Origin of the sequence: Minwuia thermotolerans (genome assembly GCF_002924445.1) — a bacterium.
Lineage (GTDB): Bacteria > Pseudomonadota > Alphaproteobacteria > Minwuiales > Minwuiaceae > Minwuia > Minwuia thermotolerans.
This window is the reverse complement of sequence record NZ_PIGG01000010.1, coordinates 124392-143018: the sequence shown is the minus strand read 5'-3', so window position 1 is coordinate 143018 and position 18627 is coordinate 124392. Positions and strand designations below refer to the sequence as shown.

The window sequence follows — 18627 nt, the reverse complement described above, 5'->3', positions numbered from 1 at the left end:
CGGCTCAGCGCTTCGGGTAGCCCAGGTCTTCCAGCGAGACGCGGATTTCGTCCAGGATCGCCGGATCGTCGATCGTCGCCGGCGTCTTGAACTCCTCCCCGTCGGCGATCTTCTGCATGGTCGCGCGCAGCACCTTGCCCGAGCGGGTCTTGGGCAGGCGCTTGACCGGCGTCACCAGCCGGAAGGCGGCCACCGCGCCGATCTGGTTGCGGATCATCTGGATGCAGTCGTTGCGGATCTCGTCGACATCGCGCTCGACGCCCGCCTTCAGCACGATCAGGCCGAGCGGCAACTGACCCTTCATCTGGTCGGCGACGCCGAAGACCGCACACTCGGCGACGTCCGGATGCTGGGACAGCACCTCCTCCATGGCGCCGGTGGAGAGGCGGTGACCGGCGACGTTGATGATATCGTCGGTACGGGCCATGACGTAGAGATAGCCGTCCTCGTCCATGTAGCCGGCATCGGCGGTCTTGTAGTAGCCGGGGTAGTCGGTGAGGTAGGCGTCGCGGAAGCGCTGTTCGGCGTTCCACAGCGTCGGCAGCGCGCCCGGAGGCAGCGGCAGCTTAACCACGATCGCGCCCATGTCGCCGCGTTTCACTTCCTCGTTGGCGTCGTTGACGATGCGGATGTCATAGCCCGGTACCGGCTTGCCCGGGCTGCCGTATTTGACGGGCAGGGCCTCGATGCCCATCGGGTTGATCGCCATGGGCCAGCCGGTCTCGGTCTGCCACCAGTGATCGATCACCGGCACCTGGAGCTGTTTTTCGGCCCACTGGATGGTGTCGGAATCCGCACGCTCCCCGGCCAGGAACAGGATGCGGAACTTCGACAGGTCGTACTTGCCGATGAATTCGCCCTTCGGATCCTGTTGCTTGATGGCGCGGAAGGCGGTCGGGGCGGTGAACATCACCTGCACATCGTGGTCGGCGATGACGCGCCAGAATGTGCCGGGGTCCGGGGTGCCGACGGGCTTGCCCTCGAACAGGATGGCCGTCGCTCCGTGCAGCAGCGGCGCGTAGACGATGTAGCTGTGGCCCACCACCCAGCCGACGTCGGAGGCCGCCCAGAAGGTCGTGCCCGGATCGACGTCGTAGAGGTTCTTCATGGACCATTTCAGCGCCACGGCGTGGCCGCCATTGTCGCGCACCACGCCCTTGGGCTGGCCCGTCGTGCCGGAGGTGTAGAGGACGTAGAGCGGGTCCGTCGCCTTCACGGTGACGCACTCGGCCGGCTCGGCGTCCTTCAGCGCATCGTCCCAGAGCATGTCGCCCTGACGCATCTCGAACGCCGGGACTTCGGGGCGCGCGTAGACAATGGTGCCGTCCGGCTTGTGCTTCGACAGGTCGATCGCCTTGTGGATCAGCGGCATGTATTCGATCACCCGGCCCGGTTCCAGGCCACAGGTCGCGGCGATGATCAGCTTCGGTTTCGCGTCGTCGATGCGGGTGGCGAGTTCGTTGGGAGCGAAGCCGCCGAAGACAACCGAGTGCACGGCGCCGATCCGCGCGCAAGCCAGCATGGCCACCGCCGTCTCCGGGATCATCGGCATGTAGATGATCACCCGGTCGCCCTTGCCCACGCCGCGGGCGCGCAGCGCGCCGGCGAACAGCGCCACCCTGTCGCGCAGATCGCGATAGGTCAGCCGCTCGACATTCCCCGTCATCGGGCTGTCGTAGATGATCGCCGCCTGGTCGGCGCGGCCGCCATCGACATGGCGGTCGAGGCAGTTGTAGGCGGTGTTCAGTTCGCCGCCGGCGAACCAGCGGTAGAACGGCGGGTTGGTATCGTCCAGCACCCTGTCCCAGGGTTTGACCCAGTCGATATCCTTGGCAGCCTCGGCCCATAAGCTTTCCGGATCCTCGCGCCAGGCGTTGTAGACGTCGTCATAACGGCCCATCGGTTCACCCTCCCCGGTGCGTCTTCGTGCTTTCCCGTTAGCTATCACAAGGCCGCCGCGGGCGGAATGCGGGAAAGGCGCGCAATCAGGAACGGATGAAGCGCGCCTCAGTCCAGGCGGGCGACGGCGAAGGTGCCGCGGGCGATGTCATAGCGCCAGGCGCCCTGCAGGGTGGTCCGGTCCACGTCCAGGCCGGCGCCGCGCCGTTCGCCGAATTCCGCCGCCGTCAGGGAGAAGAAGCCGGCGAGGTTGCGGCTGACGATCCCGTCCTCGCCCAGCATGGGCAATGCCAGGCCCTGCACCGTCCAGTGCTTGCCGTTGTCGCGATAGAACTGGCGCAGGGTGACGAAGCCGCTGCGCCCGGTCAGCGCCTCGGTCTGGATCTGCCGGAGGCGCTCTGCCTCCCGCCGGCCGATCCGCGCGAAGATGCTCTCGCCGGTCAGTTCCTCGCCGAAGGCCTCGCGCTGGGCGGTACCGAGCAGAGAAATCCTGAAATCGCCGTCATCGGTCGGCCGCACCATCAGGATTTCGGGCAACAGGTCCGGCACCGCAGCCGGATCGAAGTCGCGCCGGCGCGGCGGATGGCCGGGCGGGGCCAGGGACAGCCAGTACTCGAACAGCGTCCGGGCCTTCTCCGATACGAATATCTCCGGCTGCAGATGCATGTGTCTCCGCTGCTATCCCTGGCGGCGGAAGGGATGTGCAGGATAGACGCCGAGTTCCTTCACACTGGTTGAGAAGAAACGGACCTCCTCCAGAGCGCGATCGACCTCGCGCATCGCCGGATGGCCCTCGATTTCGGCGTAGAACTGGGCCACCGTGAAGCTCATGTCGACGATGTAGCTCTCCAGCTTGACCACGTTGACGCCGTTGGTCGCGAAACCGCCCAGCGCCTTGTAGAGCGCGGCCGGCACGCTGCGCACCTGAAACAGCAGGCTGGTGATCGCCGGGTCGGTCGGCGGCGGATCCATACGCTGGCGCGCCATGACGATGAAGCGGGTGGTGTTGCCGATCTTGTCCTCGACACGGCTGCGCAGGGGCTCGAGTCCGTAGATCTCGGCGGCGAGACTGGAGGCAATCGCTGCCTCCGCCGGGTCGCCGCGCTCCGCGACCTCCTGCGCCGAGCCGGCGGTATCCGCATGGACCACCGCTTCCAGGCCCAGATTGGCGATCAGGTCCCGGCACTGGGCCAGCGCCTGCTCGTGGCTGTAGACGCGCTTCAGGCCTTCCAGCGTCGCGCCCTTCGGCGCCAGCAGCATGTGCTCGACGCGCTGGAAGTGTTCGCCGACCATGTAGAGGCCGGACTTCGGGATCAGTGAGTGGATGTCGGCGACGCGGCCGCCCAGCGAGTTCTCGATCGGGATCATGCCGACATCGGTGTCGCCATTGCGCACCGCCTCGAAGGCGGCATCGAAGGTCTTGCATGGCACCGCCTCCGCCTCCGGAAAGACCTCCCGGCAGGCCAGGTTCGAATAGGCGCCGGGGACGCCCTGGAAGGCGACGGTCCTGGGGGAGGGGATCATGTTCATGGTCGTGCTTGTCCACAGAAGGCTTCGGGCGGAGGGAAATGGGCAGAAAACGCGGGTCATTTCAAGCCGCTTGGACGGTGCCTGCGCGTCCGCGCCGACGGGTCCGCGATCAAAGCAGTCGCCGGCGGGCCGGTATTCTGGCAGGATCGCGGCCCGAAACGGACGACCTTACCCCTGGAGGCGAGAGATGAACGACATCGGCAATTCGCCGTCCGCGCGCGACATCGAAAGCATTATCCATCCCTACACCAATCTCGACGTGCACCGGACCAAGGGCCCGATGATCATCGACCGCGGCAAGGGCGTGATGGTCTGGGACGACGAGGGCAACGAATACATCGAAGGCATGGCCGGCCTCTGGTGCGCCAGCTTCGGCTTCGGCGAGGAGGCGCTGATCGACGCGGCGGTCGAGCAGATGCGCAAGCTGCCCTTCTACCACCAGTTCGGCCACAAGAGCTCGATGCCCTCCATCGAGCTGGCCGAGAAGCTGCTGGCGATCGCGCCGAAGGGCATGTCGAAGGTCTTCTTCGCCAATTCCGGCTCCGAGGCCAACGACAGCCAGGTCAAGCTGCAGTGGTACGTCAACAACGCCCTCGGCCGGCCGGAGAAGAAGAAGATCCTCTCCCGCATCAAGGGCTATCACGGCGTCACGATCGCCTCGGCCTCGCTGACGGGACTGCCGGCCAACCATGCCGAGTTCGACCTGCCCATCGCCAATATCGGCCATGTGGACATGGCCTATCCCTATCGCGGCATGGAGCCGGGCGAGACCGAGGAGGAATACTCGACCCGCCTCGCCGAGTTGCTCGAGCAGCGCATCCTGGAGGAGGGACCGGAGACGGTCGCCGCCTTCATCGCCGAACCGGTCTGCGGCGCGGGCGGCGTGCTGGTGCCGCCGGCGGGCTACTTCCCGAAGATCCAGGCCGTGCTGAAGAAATACGACATCATGATGATCGCCGACGAGGTGATCTGCGGCTTCGGCCGGACGGGCAACATGTGGGGCTGCGAGACCTACGACATCGAGCCGGATTCCGTCTCCTGCGCCAAGCAGCTCTCCTCGGCCTATCTGCCGATCTCCGGCGTGATGGTCAACGACCGCATCCACGACGCCATGATCGAGCAGTCGAAGAAGATCGGCACCTTCGCCCATGGCTTCACTTATTCGGCCCATCCGGTCTGCGCGGCGGTCGCCGTGCGCACGCTGGAGCTGATGGAGGAGCGGCGTATCCTGGAGCATGTCCGCGAGGTCATGCCGGTGATGCAGCGGCGCCTGCGCAAGCTGGGCGATCACCCGCTGGTCGGCGACGTTCGCGGCGTCGGCCTCGTCGGCGCGGTGGAACTGGTCGCCGACAAGGCCACGAAGCGGGCCTTCGACCCGAAGAAGATGGTCGGCGCGAACTGCTCGGAATTCGCGGTCAGGCACGGTCTCATCACCCGGGCGATGACGGATTCGCTGGGCTTCTGCCCGCCGCTGGTCATCACCGAAGCCGAGATCAACGAGATGTTCGACCGCTTCGAGAAGGCCCTCGACGACACCGAGCACTGGGTGACGAAGGAGGGCCTGCGCCAGGCCGCCTGATCCTCCGATCTTGATTTGTTCGCGTGCATGTGATTTCCTGCAGCCATCCAGGGTTGTGGGAGGCGGAGCGATGCGGGCGATTGTTCTGGGTGCGGTGCTGGTTTTCGGCGCCGTTCGAGCGGAGGCGGAGTCGCCGCTCACCGGCGAAGTGCTGCAGCAGCGATGCGAGGATGACGGGCTTCCGACACGGTTGCAGAAATCCTATTGCGGTGTGTCCATCGCGCTCGGCGCCCATCCTTCCGCAACCATCACGGTCGACGATCTGATAGAGCAATGCCCCGATCAGACCGAGCCCTACAACTCCTGGGCGCTGGATTCGGCCTTCTGCAGCGTTCTCGCCCATCATGCGACCGATCCCGACATACGCGCCGCGGCGTACTACGAATCCGCCTATGCGCTGGATGAGATCGGCGCCTATGACGAAGCCATCATCGATCTGGACCGGGCGCTCGAGTTGCGTCCAGGCGACTACGATGCGTTGGTCAATCGCGGCCTCGCGAAGCGCAAGGCGGGCCGGCTGCACGAGGCTGTCGCGGACTACGATTTGGCGATCGAGGCCGAACCGGGACGAATGGACGCTTACAACAACCGCGGCACCGTCTTTCTTCGGCAGGAGCGTTACGACCGCGCCATCGCCGATTTCCAGAAGGCCCTCGATCTGCAGCCCGGCAACAGCCTGACGCGGTTCAACTTGGGTCTCGCCCTGCAGCATAAAGGCCGGCTCCGGGCGGCGCTCGCCAACTACGAGGCGCTCGCAGCAGCCGGGGATGCGATCGGTGAGGTCGTGGATATCGCGTTTCTCCACGGCCAGAGAGCCGAAGCCTATGCGGATTTGAACGATGGCCCCGCGGCCGTCGCGGCCTATGAGGATGTCGTCAGCCACGATCCATCGGTATCGGCGGCTCATTTCATGCTGGCGCAGTTCCGCGCCTTCGGGCCGGAGGAGGTCCGCGATTTCGACAAGGCCTTGTTCCATGCGGAAGAGAACCTCAGGCTCGACCCGGCGGACGGTGTTGGCGTCTACGTGCTCGCGCGTATCCACGCGGCGAAGGGCGATATCGATGCGGCGGTGGCGACGCACCGGCGGCTCGCCGACAACCACTGGGTCTACAAGTCCGTTTACATCAGCGTGCTGAAGCGGAAGGGCTATCTGGCCGCGGACGCCCCGGAGGACGAATGGAGCGACGCCGCGCAGGCGGCCCTGACAGAGTGCGCGCGCGAGAACTGTACGATCCTGAACGAATAGGCCCGCTGCCGGAGGCCGAGGCCTTCTACATTTCCAGGGTCGCGACCTCGGCATTGTTGAGGAAGCGGCCGGTCAGCATCCAGAAGAAGGTGCCGTGGCCGACCACCGCGATGTGGCGCTCGGGCCGGCTGGCGAGCCAGCCCTTGAAGCGGTGGACGCGGTCCATGACGTGATCCTGCGGCTCCTCGGCGAAGGGTCCGTCGTGATCGTCGCGGTGATACCACCAGGGATCGTTCAGGTGGTCGAAGTCCAGTTCCGGGAAGTCGCGCGCCAGAATGGCGGGCGAGCGGCCGACGTCGCAGCTGGCCGCCAGATGCTCGCGGTGCATCGCCTCCACCACCAGCGGCAGGCCGCGCTGCCCGAACGCGCCGAGGCTGGTCTGGATCGCGCGGGTGAAGGGCGTGGTCACCACCAGGTCCACGGGCCGGGCGGACATCGCCTCGCGCAGGGTCTCGACCTGCAGTTCGCCCTTCGGGCTGAGCGGCGCGTCGAAGGTCATCGGGTCCACCCCCGTCAGCGACATGTGGGCGTTGAAGGTGGACTGGCCGTGGCGGATCAGGTGAACGGTCTTCGGCATCAGGTGTAGAATACCACGAGATAGAGTCCCAGCATGGCGGTGAGCCAGAGCACGGCCGTACCCGGCGTGACCGCACGGCCGAGCGGCCCGTCCGGCCCAGCCAGGCGGCGGCTGGTCAGGATGACCGCCTGGACCCAGCCGTGCAGGCCGCCGCGGCCGGCGCGGCCGATCTCGCCGCCCCATTCGACGGTCTTCCGCCAGACGTCCTGCAGCCCGCGCCGGTAGAACCAGTCGGCGTCCAGCAGTGTCTCCGGAGCGGCGGGCCGTGACAGCAGGTCCGAGCGGACCAGCCAGACGAAGCCCAGCGCGGCGAAGGCGACGAGCTGGAGCTGGGTCAGCACGTGGCTGGCAGAGTAGACCTCGTAATCGGAGGCGTTCGGCATCCAGCCGTAATAGAGACCCGGGACAAGGCCGATGGCGATGCAGAGCGCCGCGCTTCCGGCCATCGCGGCGTACATGTTCGCAGGCGCGGGCTGCCGGATCTCCACGGGCCCCTCACGCCGGCCGGCGAAGATCAGCCAGGGCAGGCGCAGACCCGTATGGGCGATGGCGCCGACCGCGCCGAGCAGCAACAGGCTCCAGGCCAGCCAGCCGCTTTCGGATCCGGCGGCGGTCAGGATCGGCGATTTGGAGACGAAGGCGCCGGTCAGCGGCAGGGCGGAGATCGTCGCCGCGGCCACCAGCGTGGCGGCGAGCGTCCAGGGCATGCGCGTGGCCAGCCCGCCGAGTGCGCTGGCCTCCGAGCGGCCGGTGCGGTGCAGCACGACGCCGGCGGCCATGAACAGCAGCGCCGTATAGAGGATGGAGACCACGGCGTGGGCGGCGACGCCGTCCAGCGCCAGCGGCGTGCCGATGCCGACCCCGGCGACCATGATGCCGAGCTGGCTGTTCAGGCTGTAGGCCAGGATGCGGCGGATGTCGGTCGCCTTCAGCGCCAGCAGCGCCAACAGAATGCCCATCGCCGCGCCGATCCAGATCAGCAGTTCAGTGCCCGGAAAGCCGCGGGCCAGCGCATAGACGGCGAGCTTGGTGGTGAAGGCGGAGAGGAAGACCGCGCCGGTGATGCTGGCGCGCGGATAGGCGTCGGCGATCCAGCCGTGCAGCAGCGGGAAGCCGCACTTGATGGCGAAGGCGAGGAAGATCATCACCGCGCCGGCCGAGCCAAGGCCGATGTCGTCGAAGGCGACCGAGCCGGTCGCGCGCCAGTGGAGCACCAGCCCGCCCATCAGCAGCACGCCCGAGGTGATCTGTACCAGCAGATAGCGGATGCCCGCGCGATAGGCGGCGTCGGTGCGGCCGGCGAAGACCAGGAACACGGAGGCAATGGCCGTAAGCTCCCAGTAGACGAACAGCGTCGCCAGGTCGCCGGCGAATACCGCGCCCACCGCCGCGCCGGCATAGACCATGGCCGCGACATCCTGCATGCGGTCGCGGACGTGCAGGTGGAAGACCGCGGCGAGGAAGGCGGCGACATAGAAGATACCGCCGAAGACGAGGGCGAGGCCGTCGACGCGGCTGCCGACCAGGTCGATGCCGAACAGCATCATCTCCGCATGCCCGCCTGCCGGCAGCGCCAGGATGTGCGCCAGCCCGGCGAGCGGCAGGGCGAGCATCAGCGCCTTGCGCAGCGCATGCGGCAGGACGGCGGCGAGGACGCCGCCCAGGATCAGCACCAGGCCCGGCGGCAGGTCAGCCCACGTCATCGTCGTAGTAGCCCTCCCCGCGCGTCAGTGCGTTGCCGATCCGCTCCGCCAGCAGCGCCAGCACCACGCCGCCGGCGAGACCGTAAAAGCCGTAGAAGTTCGGGATCTCCTCGATCGCGAACTTGGGATGATGGTGGATGAAGTGCAGCGCCAGGTTGGCCACGTCGATCAGCAGCAGCGCGGCGCAGAGGGCGAGCAATATGCGGTAGAGGGTGCGTCCGCTCATCGCCGGCCTCCCCCGGGTTCGGTGATCGGCAGCAGCATGTCGTAGATCTCGCCCGCGCCGAAGAACAGCACGACGCACAGTGCCGAGGTGATGACGATGGCGATCAGGCAGGGCAGGGGCGCCTCCCTGACTTTGACCGGGCCATCGCCAGCGTCGGGCGGGCGGAACATGAAACCGCGCAGCGGCACGGGCATCAGATAGGCGACGTTGAGCAGGGAACTCAGGATCAGCACGCCGATCATGATCTGGAAGCCGGCGTCCGCCGCGCCGACCATGATCAGCATCTTCGACCACGAACCGCCGAGGGGCGGCAGGCCGATCACCGACAGCGCCCCGATCATGAAGCAGAAGGTGGTCACGGGCATGACCCGGCCGATTCCCTTCATGTCCGAAATTTCGTTCTTGTGGGCGGCGACGTAGATCGCGCCGGCGCAGAAGAACAGCGTGATCTTGCCGGCCGCGTGCATGGCGATGTGCATGCCGCCGCCGACCACGCCCATGGCCGTGCCAAGCGCGCCCGCCAGGATGACGTAGGAAAGCTGGCTGACCGTCGAATAGGCCAGCCGTCGTTTCAGGTTGTCCTGCTGCATGGCGATCAGGCTGGCGAGCGTCAGCGTGATCGCGGCGGCGTAGACCAGCCAGTTGGTCATCGGCTCCGACGACATCAGGTCCAGGCCGAAAATGTAGACGATCACCTTCAGCACCGTGAAGACGCCGGCCTTGACCACGGCGACGGCATGCAGCAGCGCCGAGACCGGGGTCGGCGCGACCATCGCTGCCGGCAGCCAGCGATGCACGGGCATCAGCGCCGCCTTGCCGATGCCGTACATGTAGAGCGCCAGCAGCAGGCCCGCGGAAACCCCCTGCACCTTGCCCGCCAGGGTGCCGCCGGGGACGAAGTCCAGCGTGCCCGTCAGGTGCCAGGTCCAGATGATCGCCGGAAGCTGCAGGCCGATGGACGTGGCGATCAGGATGCCGAGATAGGTGCGCCCGCCCCGGCGCGCTTCCTCGGTCTCCTTGTGGATCACCAGCGGGTAGGTGGAGAGCGTCAGCACCTCGTAGAAGATGAACAGCGTCAGCAGGTTTCCGGCGAAGGCGACGCCCATGGCCCCGGCGATGGCCAGCGCGAAGCAGGCGTAGAAGCGGGTCTGGCGGACTTCGTTGTTGCCGCGCATGTAGCCGATCGAATAGATCGAATTGACGATCCAGAGCGTCGCCGCGACCGCCGCGAACAACATGCCGAGCGGCTCCGCCTCGAACTTCAGCGGCAGGCCGGGCAGGATCTCGATCACGCTGACCGCAGGCCGCCCGCCTTCCAGGACGACCGGCAGGATGGTCCAGACATTGACCGCATTGACCGTGGCCGTCAGCAGGGTCACGCCCTCGCGCAGGTTCGGCCAGCGTCCGGCCAGCGCGATGCCGACCATGCCGATCAACGGCACGGCGACCGTCAGCAGTATCTGCATCTCCACCGTCACTGGCCCGGCCCCATGAGCTGGATCGCGGCATCGCGGGCGATGCCGACGGTGAAGCTGCTGTCGATGCCGAACCAGAAGCAGGCCACGACCAGCAGCCACATGGGCGCGAGCACCGACAGCGGCGCCTCGTGGCGCGGCGCATCGGGTTCGGGATCGCGCAGATAGGCGACCTCGACGACGCGCCAGACATAGATGACCGAGAGCAGGGAACTGGCCAGGATCAGGCCGGTGAGAACGTACCCCCCGGGTCCGGTCTGCAGCGCGGCGAGCACCAGATACCACTTGGAAACGAAGCCGACGGTCAGCGGCACCCCGATCAGGCTCAGTCCCGCCAGCACGAAGGCGAACATGGTCAGCGGCATGCGCCGGCCCATGCCCGCGAAGTTGGCGAGCTGCACGCCGCCGGCCCGCATGAACACCGCGCCGGCGGCCATGAAGAGCGCCGCCTTCATCAGTGCGTGGTTGAACAGGTGCACGATGCCGGCCGTCACGCCGTCGACCGAGCCGAGGCCGAGGCCGGCGATCATGTAGCCGATCTGCGCCACCGACGAATAGGCCAGCAGCCGCTTGACGTCGCTCTGGAAGATCGCCGAAACGGAGCCGAGGACGAAGGCGGCGACGGCGAAGGGCAGCAGCAGGTTGGCGAAGCTGAAATCCCCCACCGCGTCGACGTCGCCGAAGACCGTGAGCTCGAAGCGCAGCAGCAGGTAGATCGAGACCTTGGTCGCCGTCGCCGAGAGCAGGACCGAGACCGCATTGGGGCTGAAGGCGTAGCCGTTGGGCAGCCAGAAATGCGCCGGGAACAGCGCCGCTTTCAGCGCAATGCCCACGGTCAGGAAGCCGGCCGCCGCCCGGACCGGAGTCGTGTGGGCGATCGCCGGGATCCGGTCGGCGAGGTCCATCATGTTGAGCGTGCCGGTCATGATGTAGAGCAGGCCGACGCCGATCAGGATGAAGGTCGCGCCCAGCGTGCCGAGGATCAGATACTGGAACGACGCCGTCAGCGCCCTCGGGTCGCGCCCGGCGGCGATCAGCACGTAGCTCGACAGGGACGATATCTCCAGGAAGACGAAGACGTTGAAGGCATCGCCGGTGATCGCGATGCCCAGCAGGCCGGTGATGCAGAGCAGCCACGCGGCGTAGAACAGGTGATGCTTGTCCGCCGGCACCTCCCGTTCCACCGTCGCCTTGGCGAAGGGCAGGGTGATCAGCGAGATCATGGCCACGATCAGGATGACGAAGGCGTTGACCCGGTCGACGCGGTACTCGATGCCGATCGGCGGCGCCCATCCGCCCATGTGATAGGAGATGACGCCGTCGACGAGCACCTGCTGCAGCAGCAGCCAGGACATCCAGAACACCGCGGCGCTGACCAGCAGCGCGAAGGCCCAGGCCCCGTTGCGGAAGCGCAGGAAGGTGCAGATCGGAGCCGCAATCAGCGGCACGGCGACCTGCAGCGCGGGCAGGTTGTCCATCAGGCTCAGTGCGCCCCCCGTGGCGCTCATGACTGCCTGGCCTCCTGCCGCATCTCCGCCTCGAAGGCGGCCTCGGCGGCCAGCACGTCATCCTCCTCGATCGTGCCGTAGGCTTCCTTGATGCGGACCACCAGCGCCAGGCCGATGGCCGTGGTCGCCACGCCGACGACGATGGCAGTCAGGATCAGCACGTGCGGCAGGGGGTTGGCGTAGGTCGCGTCGGCCCCCTTCATCAGGATCGGCGCGGTGCCGCCCCAGATCTTGCCTGAGCTGATGTAGAGCAGGAAGGCGCTGGCCTGGAAGATGTTCAGACCGACCACCTTCTTGACCAGATTTCCGCGGCTGATGGCGATATAGATGCCGATCGTCAGCAGGATCGCGAAGATCCAGTAATTGTACTGCTCCAGACCGGTCATCGGACGTCCTCGTCGTCGCCGTGCATCTGTTCCAGATCGCGGATCAGCTTCAGCCGGTCGGCGAACTTGAAGAAGATCGTCAGCATCACCGCGGCCACGGTCACCCCGACGCCGAATTCGATGATCAGGATGCCCATGTGCTGGCCGTGCACGGGATCGTGGCTGTCGAGGGCGTTGTAGTTCAGGAACTCCGCGCCCAGCGCCATGGTGGCGACACCCACGCCGGCGTATAGCAACAGGCCCAGCGCCATGATCACGCCGACCACCCCGGGTGAAATCACGGTCTCGGCGGCGTCGAGGCCATAGATCAGTGCGTAGAGGATGATCCCGGCGGCAACGATCACGCCGGCCTGGAAGCCGCCCCCGGGTCCGAAGTCGCCATGGAACTGCACGTAGAAGCCGAACAGCACGATGAACGGGATCAGCAGCTTCGAGAGGACGCGCGGAATCAGGTGATGAATCATTCCTCCTCGCCCTCCTTCCGTCGCCTGGGCCGCGCGCCGATCGCCGGCAGGGTGCCGAGCAGGAACATCACGCCGACGCCGGCGGTGAAGATCACCGCGACCTCGCCCAGCGTATCGAAGCCGCGATAGCTGGCGAGCACCGCGGTGACGAGATTGGGCACGTCGATCTCCTGCGGCGCCTGCTGGATGTAGTAAGGCGCCACGTGCTGCTGCGCCGGCGTGTCCGGGGCGCCCACCGGCGGCAGGCCGCCCATCGCCCACAGCAGGGCCGCGCCGGTCGCCACCGAAACCAGCAGGGGCATGAAGCGCAGCCTGGATGGCACTTTCTCCCGGCGGTTGTCGATCAGGGCCAGCGTCGACAGCGCCAGGATCGTGGAAATGCCGGCCCCGACCGCCGCCTCGGTGAAAGCCACGTCGACGGCGTCGAGAACCGTGAAGACCGAGGCCATGATCAGGCTGAAGATGCCCGAGAGCATGACCACGGCGAACAGATTGCGCAGGCGCAGGATGCCGAGCGTGATCACCACCAGCAGCGCCAGCAGGACGATGTTGATGATGGCTTCCCAGTTCATGCGCTCCCCTCCCTGTCCTCGGTCAGGTCATGGTCGAGGACGGGCTTGTCGCCATCGAAGAAGGCCGCATGCGCCAGTGCGTAGGAGGCCATCGGACTGGTGAACCAGAGGAAGACCAGGATGAAGAACAGCTTGATCGCGATCAGCCAGTCGCCCGCGAGCAGCACCGGCACGGCGCAGCCGGCCAGGATGAGGAACGTCGCCAGCGTGTCGGTGACGCTGGCCGCATGCATGCGCGTGTAAAGGTCGGGCAGGCGCACGACGCCCCAGGCGCCGACGATTGTGAAGAAAGCCCCCGAGCCCACCAGGATCCAGACCAGGATTTCGGCCCAGAGACTCATTCGCCGTACCTCGATTGCCCGAGATCGCGGTAGCGGACGTATTTCAGCACCGCGATGGTGCCGATGAAGTTCATCAGCGCGTAGAGCAGCGCGAGGTCCAGGAAATCCGGCCGGCCGGCGAGAAATCCGAGCACGGCGATCAACAGCACCGTCTTGGTCCCGAACATGTTCACGGCCATGATTCGGTCATAGATCGTCGGGCCCAGCAGGGCGCGGACGATGGCCAGCGCCATGGCGGTAAGCAGGCCCAGCGCTGCCGCGGCGAACATGGTCATTTCACACCCGCCTTGCGGTGCAGACGAGTGCTCTCCAGGCGTTCGCAGCGGCGGTTCATGTCGTCCGAAAGCACGCTTTCGGCGCCTTCGCGCGACAGCGCATGGACGAGAATGCCGTGCTCGTGGTCGATGTCGATCGAGAATGTGCCGGGCGTGAGGGTGATCGAGTTGGCGTAGGTCACTTTCGCCAGATCGGTCTTCTGCAGCGGCAAGGAACGGATCAGGGTCGGCGAGATGGCCGGATTGAGGCGCATGAGCCGGCCGACGACGTCGATATTCGCCTTCACGATCTCGACGAACAGCCAAGGCCAGTAGACCAGGATGCGCCAGCCCAGGTCGAAGGGCACACCTTCATGGTCGACCACGTCCATACGGGCGGCCAGCAACACGCAGGCGATGACCGAGGCGGCGCCAAGCCAGTAGAGCAGGGCATGGTCGTAGATGCCGGAGAGCAGCAGCCATGTCGCGGCAAGCACCACCAGCAAACCCAGAGCGCGCGACATTCCGACTGCCATCCCCCTTGGCGTTCCATCCGGCGGTCGCCGGAGCATTGCCAATGCTTATCCCGGCGGCGGACCCCGATGCAACTGCGTATGACCAGCGAAACTTACACGTTGCGGGGGTGAAGACGGATCACCCGGCGCAGGGCCCGCTCGACATTGTGGACGCGGCGCACGTTGCGCGCCGCCGCCTCCGCCGTCACCCGCCGCAGCGCCGCATCGCCGAGCCAGCGCGCCGTTTCCCGGGCCGCGGCGTCCGGCTCGGACGTGGCGAGCGCCATGGCAGCGCCGTCGGGGCCCGCGAGATCCTCCAGATCCGGGGAATCGGCCAGCAGAACCGGCACGCCCATGATCACATGTTGCAGGACGCTCAGACGGTGGCGCTCGGTGGCGTTCCAGGCGATGGCCAGCCGGGCGTGACCCAGAAAAGGGGCCGGCTCGATCGGCCAGCGCCGCCGCCTCAGGGCCGCGCCGGCGGACCCGCCCAGGCCGGTGAGGGCCGCCGGGCCGGGGGCGTGGCGCCAGAGCACGATGCGCGGCGGCAGGGCATCTGCGTCGAGGCGCTCGAGCAGGTCCGCCAGTCCGGCCTCTTCGGTCAACGCGCCGAAAACCGAAAGGAAATCTGCGCCCTCGCCGAGTTCCAGCAGTTCGGCGGCGCGCCGCCTTTCCCGCCCGCCGGAACGCCGCCGCAGATCCCGGCTGTCGACGGCGGTGGGGATCAGCAACGGTCGGCGCGCGCCTTCTGGCGCATAGGCTCTCAGAGCCTCGCCGCTCGCATCGGACGCAGCCACGACCCGGACCTGAGACCGGCGCGCCAGATGGGCGAACGCCGAGCGGAAGGCCCGGCTTCCCTGCGGGCCATCGCTCAGCCAGTCCGCGCCCGCGTGCAGGAACAGGCGCGGCACGCCGGCCATGACCGCGCCGAGCCCGCCGGCCATCATCATCCCTGCGCTGGCGAGATGGACCGCCGCCGGCCGCCTTTCGGCGATGGCGTGCTGCAGCGCGCCGGTTTCGGCGGCCAGCGCCGGCGTGAGATAGCCGAGCGCCGAATCCTCCGCCGGCGACGCCCCGGCGGGGTCCAGGACGACATAGTCGGCAATGCCGGCGAGCGCGCCAGCGAGCCGCGCCGCGTCTGCGGCGGCCGCGGCGTCGACCCCCGGCGGCGCGCGCTGGATGACCGACACCTTCATGCCATGCCGCTCGGCGGCCAGCTTCGCCACTTCCATGACGCCGCGCTGGCGGCCGGTCCAGCCTTCGCGGTCGAGAAGCACGACGAGACCTTCTGCGGCGGCAGGCGTTCCGCGCGGCGGGCCGGGGAGGCCGCGCGCCAGGGCATCCGCCGGCATCGTGCCGCTTCCGGCCTCCAGCAGATCCGCCGCGGCCGCGATGTTCGCGCGGGCGACGGCCAGCGCCGGGTGTCCCTGCATGGATGCGTCCGCGTCGAGCAGCCGGCCCGTCTCACGCGAGTCTCCCAGCCGGTAATGCACCAGCGCCAGCGCGATCCGGGCGTCGGCGCGTCCGCCTGCGGCTCCGGCCTGCAGCGCATCGAGCAGGACGCCGCACAGCCGGGCGTGCCGGGGCGCCGCAAGCATATGCGCCATGTCGGCGAGATGCTCGGGCATCGTTGCGAAGGTCAGGAGCGCCGAACCGATCGCGGCGGCGGCGGCATCCGCCTCACCCGATTCGGCCAGCGCGCGCGCCCGGCGGCCATAGGCGGCGCCCGATGGCGTCCCGTCGATCAGTTCTCCGAGGATGCGTCCGGCTTCCTCTGGGGCGCCGGCCAGTTCGGCGTAGTGTGCGGCGAGCAGGGCGCTTCTCGCCGGCGCCTTCCGCGCGGCCATGGCCGCGCGGGCCGCCTCCAGCGCCCGGCCGTGATCGCCCATGCAGCCGAACAGGAAGGCAAGCGCTGTCGACAGCCGGGCCGAAGGCGGCTGGTCGCCGCGAAGCATGCGTTCCGCTTGCACCCGGACCTGGCCGATCATGCCGTGGCGGGCGCAGAACTCCAGTACGCCGATCCGCAGCTCGTCGTCGTCGGGCCGCCGCGCCATGATCCGTTTCAGCCAGACCATGCCCTCGGCGGCGTCGCCGTCCTGAAACAGCATCTCGGCGAATCGGAAGGCGGCGCCGGCGTGATCGGGGCGCGTGACCAGCGCCTTGCGCAGTGCCTGGCGCGCGCCGTCCCTGTCCCCGTCGAGACGCAGCGCCTCGGCGTGGCGCCAGCGCAGTTCCGCGTCTTCCGGATGGCGGCGAACCAGGGTCAGCCAGTGGCGCGCGGCGGTCGCAAACAGACCAGCCGCCTCCGCTTCCAAAGCGGGTTGTGCAGCCTCCAGCCAGTCCCCGGCGCTCTGTTTCATTTCTTTGACGTCGTAACCCGGCGGTAATAAGGTATTTCCGATACCGGAGCGGGTTTCAATATGGATGGCTCATTCATATTTACGCTTTCGTATCGACACTTGATTATGTTACTTTAACGCGTTGCGTAGGCTATGGTGCCAGTACACGAGACCGATGTGAGGAGGGGCATGGCTCACGAGGTCGCTGAAAAGCAGACGTTCGAAGTTGGCGGTCGCCTCAAGTGGTTCAACTACGTCAAGGGCTACGGGTTCGTGACCACCCCGGACGGTTCCGATGTCTTCCTGCATTTGTCGTGTTTGCGCAAGGCCGGGCTTTCCTTCATCGAGGAAGGCTCGGAAATCTGGTGCGAGGTCAGCGACGGCCCGCGCGGATTGCAGGCGGTTTCGGTGCTTCAGGTACGGCCCGCGACGGCGAACGAGGCGGCGGTCGCGCAATCCGCTGCGCGACAGCCTGCCGGCGAGCCCGGCCGGCCGGCCCCAGAGCCGGTATCGGGCGATCTGGATTCGATCGTCGCCACGGTGAAGTGGTTCAACCGTATCCGTGGATATGGCTTCCTCTCGGTGGGCGAGAATACGCCCGACATCTTCCTGCATATCGAGGTGCTGCGCCGCGCCGGCCTGACCAGCGTGCAGCCCGGCCAGCAGGTTCAGGCCCTGGTCGAGGAGGGTGACAAGGGCCTGATGGCCCGTCAGGTCGACCTGATATCCACCGGAGAACCGGACAGCGGCTCCCAGTCCGTCTGACCTCTGCTCAGGGCGCGAGGCCCGTTCCGCCATATAGCCACGCGATGCTGTCGTAGTGCTGCTCACGGTCGCGTCCGCCCAGCATCTGGTTGCGGACCAGCCGGACCGGACCGGCGGCATGGTAGACATGGTCGCCTATCAGCCGCGACGAGAGCTGAACCCGGGCCGTGCGCGCGACACGCATGTCGTGATAGGCCAGCAGGGCCCGCCCGGCTTCCGCATGGCTGTCCAGCATGTGCGACAGGCAGACCGCGTCCTCCAGCGCCATGCAGGCGCCCTGCGCCATGTACTGCAGCATCGGATGCGCCGCATCGCCCAGCAGGGCCACGCGCCCGTCGACCCAGTTCCCGTCAGGGTCGCGGTCGCACAACACCCACATCCGCCAGTCGTCGGCCAGGTCGATGATGGCGCGGGGGCGGTCGGCGATGTGGTCGAATCCCTTGCGTACGAAATCCTTGTCCACCGGAACCCCGGTCACCGGTTCGTCGGCGTCGGAATGGAACGTGACCACCAGGTTGAACAGTTTCCAGCCGCTGAGCGGGTAGTGGACGATATGGCATTTCGGCCCGGCCCAGAGCGTCGCCGCGTTCCAGCGCAATTCCTCGGGCATCCGTTCGACCGGAATGACGGATCGGTAGGTGGTGTGGCCGGAGACCCGGGGCTCGCCGTCGCCGACGAGCTGCGCGCGCACCGCCGAGCGGAGACCGTCGGCGCCGATCAGTATATCGCCGCGATGACTTCCGCCCGCGGCGGTGCGCACCGTGACCGTATCTCCGTCCTGCGTGTAGTCCGTGATCCGCTGATCGGTCAGCAGCGCCACATTCGGCCGCGCCGCGCAGGCGTCAAGCAGCACCTTGTGGAGATCCGCCCGGTGGCAGACGGCATAGGGGTTGCCGAAACGCTTGCGGAAGGGCGCGTCGACCGGTATCCGGCAGATCTCCTCGTCGGACAGGCTGTCCATCAGCACCAGCCCGTCGATGTAGACGGCCGTCGCCCGCGCGCCCTCGCCGACGCCCAGCCAGTCGAAGGCATGGAAGGCGTTGGGGCCGAGCTGGATGCCGGCGCCGATCTCGCCGAAGGCTGGGGCCTGTTCCAGCACCGTGACGCGGAAGCCCTTCGACGACAGCCCCAGCGCCGCTGCCAGGCCGCCGATGCCGCCGCCCGCGACGATGATGTGTTCCGCCCGCGCCATTGTATCTCCCCTCCCGGAGCCGGAACCTTCTTAGGTGTTCCGCAATGGCGGGACAA

Annotated in this window: 19 protein-coding genes; 3 read left to right on the top strand and 16 right to left on the bottom strand. The window is 67.4% G+C overall.

Going from position 1 to position 18627, the window contains the following annotated elements; genetic code table 11:
• Nucleotides 1-4: 4 nt before the first annotated feature.
• The 3 genes from CWC60_RS01830 to CWC60_RS01820 all read right to left on the bottom strand — a co-directional run bounded on the left by CWC60_RS01830 (nucleotide 5) and on the right by CWC60_RS01820 (nucleotide 3423).
• Nucleotides 5-1900, bottom strand: coding sequence for a propionyl-CoA synthetase (locus tag CWC60_RS01830; RefSeq protein WP_109792345.1), 1896 nt, complete (start codon nucleotides 1898-1900; stop codon nucleotides 5-7).
• Between the two features lie 107 nt (nucleotides 1901-2007).
• Nucleotides 2008-2565 (bottom strand): PAS domain-containing protein, encoded by a 558-nt coding sequence (locus CWC60_RS01825; RefSeq protein WP_109792344.1) that lies wholly within the window; start codon nucleotides 2563-2565, stop codon nucleotides 2008-2010.
• A gap of 12 nt (nucleotides 2566-2577) precedes the next feature.
• Nucleotides 2578-3423, bottom strand: a complete 846-nt coding sequence (locus tag CWC60_RS01820) for a prephenate dehydratase (protein WP_109792406.1) — start codon at nucleotides 3421-3423, stop codon at nucleotides 2578-2580.
• A 193-nt stretch (nucleotides 3424-3616) separates the two neighbouring features.
• On the opposite strand from CWC60_RS01820, the gene CWC60_RS01815 reads away from it, so the two are divergent.
• A complete protein-coding gene (locus CWC60_RS01815) occupies nucleotides 3617-5008 on the top strand; it encodes an aspartate aminotransferase family protein (RefSeq protein WP_109792343.1) in 1392 nt (463 codons plus the stop codon).
• Nucleotides 5009-5102: 94 nt separating this feature from the next.
• On the top strand, nucleotides 5103-6254 hold the full coding sequence (locus CWC60_RS01810) for a tetratricopeptide repeat protein (RefSeq protein WP_164516315.1): 1152 nt from the start codon (nucleotides 5103-5105) through the stop codon (nucleotides 6252-6254).
• Between the two features lie 25 nt (nucleotides 6255-6279).
• Here CWC60_RS01810 and CWC60_RS01805 read toward each other — a convergent pair whose 3' ends face one another.
• The 12 genes from CWC60_RS01805 to CWC60_RS01750 all read right to left on the bottom strand — a co-directional run bounded on the left by CWC60_RS01805 (nucleotide 6280) and on the right by CWC60_RS01750 (nucleotide 16635).
• Nucleotides 6280-6831 (bottom strand): histidine phosphatase family protein, encoded by a 552-nt coding sequence (locus CWC60_RS01805; protein WP_109792341.1) that lies wholly within the window; start codon nucleotides 6829-6831, stop codon nucleotides 6280-6282.
• Nucleotides 6831-8534 carry a Na(+)/H(+) antiporter subunit D gene (locus CWC60_RS01800; protein ID WP_109792340.1) on the bottom strand — a complete coding sequence of 568 codons (1704 nt, stop codon included), beginning with the start codon at nucleotides 8532-8534 and terminating at the stop codon, nucleotides 6831-6833. The genes CWC60_RS01805 and CWC60_RS01800 overlap by 1 nt, the downstream gene beginning before the upstream one ends.
• A complete protein-coding gene (locus CWC60_RS01795) occupies nucleotides 8521-8760 on the bottom strand; it encodes a hypothetical protein (protein WP_109792339.1) in 240 nt (79 codons plus the stop codon). Before CWC60_RS01795 ends, CWC60_RS01800 begins: the two co-directional genes overlap by 14 nt.
• Nucleotides 8757-10226 carry a monovalent cation/H+ antiporter subunit D family protein gene (locus CWC60_RS01790; RefSeq protein ID WP_109792405.1) on the bottom strand — a complete coding sequence of 490 codons (1470 nt, stop codon included), beginning with the start codon at nucleotides 10224-10226 and terminating at the stop codon, nucleotides 8757-8759. The genes CWC60_RS01795 and CWC60_RS01790 overlap by 4 nt, the downstream gene beginning before the upstream one ends.
• A gap of 8 nt (nucleotides 10227-10234) precedes the next feature.
• Nucleotides 10235-11743, bottom strand: coding sequence for a monovalent cation/H+ antiporter subunit D family protein (locus tag CWC60_RS01785; RefSeq protein WP_206419719.1), 1509 nt, complete (start codon nucleotides 11741-11743; stop codon nucleotides 10235-10237).
• Nucleotides 11740-12129, bottom strand: a complete 390-nt coding sequence (locus tag CWC60_RS01780; RefSeq protein WP_109792338.1) for a cation:proton antiporter subunit C — start codon at nucleotides 12127-12129, stop codon at nucleotides 11740-11742. The genes CWC60_RS01785 and CWC60_RS01780 overlap by 4 nt, the downstream gene beginning before the upstream one ends.
• Complete coding sequence (locus CWC60_RS01775; RefSeq protein ID WP_109792337.1) at nucleotides 12126-12593, bottom strand: Na(+)/H(+) antiporter subunit B; 468 nt, start codon at nucleotides 12591-12593, stop codon at nucleotides 12126-12128. The genes CWC60_RS01780 and CWC60_RS01775 overlap by 4 nt, the downstream gene beginning before the upstream one ends.
• Nucleotides 12590-13165 (bottom strand): DUF4040 domain-containing protein, encoded by a 576-nt coding sequence (locus CWC60_RS01770; RefSeq protein WP_109792336.1) that lies wholly within the window; start codon nucleotides 13163-13165, stop codon nucleotides 12590-12592. The genes CWC60_RS01775 and CWC60_RS01770 overlap by 4 nt, the downstream gene beginning before the upstream one ends.
• Complete coding sequence (gene mnhG / locus CWC60_RS01765) at nucleotides 13162-13506, bottom strand: monovalent cation/H(+) antiporter subunit G (protein WP_109792335.1); 345 nt, start codon at nucleotides 13504-13506, stop codon at nucleotides 13162-13164. Before mnhG ends, CWC60_RS01770 begins: the two co-directional genes overlap by 4 nt.
• Complete coding sequence (locus CWC60_RS01760; protein ID WP_109792334.1) at nucleotides 13503-13775, bottom strand: MrpF/PhaF family protein; 273 nt, start codon at nucleotides 13773-13775, stop codon at nucleotides 13503-13505. The genes mnhG and CWC60_RS01760 overlap by 4 nt, the downstream gene beginning before the upstream one ends.
• A 2-nt stretch (nucleotides 13776-13777) precedes the next feature.
• Nucleotides 13778-14284, bottom strand: a complete 507-nt coding sequence (locus CWC60_RS01755; RefSeq protein ID WP_164516314.1) for a Na+/H+ antiporter subunit E — start codon at nucleotides 14282-14284, stop codon at nucleotides 13778-13780.
• Between the two features lie 104 nt (nucleotides 14285-14388).
• Nucleotides 14389-16635 (bottom strand): tetratricopeptide repeat protein, encoded by a 2247-nt coding sequence (locus CWC60_RS01750; protein ID WP_109792332.1) that lies wholly within the window; start codon nucleotides 16633-16635, stop codon nucleotides 14389-14391.
• A gap of 168 nt (nucleotides 16636-16803) precedes the next feature.
• Here CWC60_RS01750 and CWC60_RS01745 point away from each other — a divergent pair, with 168 nt between their 5' ends.
• Entirely contained in the window at nucleotides 16804-17379 is a 576-nt protein-coding gene (locus tag CWC60_RS01745) for a cold-shock protein (RefSeq protein ID WP_164516313.1), read from the top strand.
• Between the two features lie 7 nt (nucleotides 17380-17386).
• Here the strand turns inward: CWC60_RS01745 and CWC60_RS01740 are convergent, their stop codons facing one another.
• Nucleotides 17387-18571, bottom strand: a complete 1185-nt coding sequence (locus CWC60_RS01740) for a 3-hydroxybenzoate 6-monooxygenase (RefSeq protein ID WP_109792330.1) — start codon at nucleotides 18569-18571, stop codon at nucleotides 17387-17389.
• Nucleotides 18572-18627 lie beyond the last annotated feature (56 nt).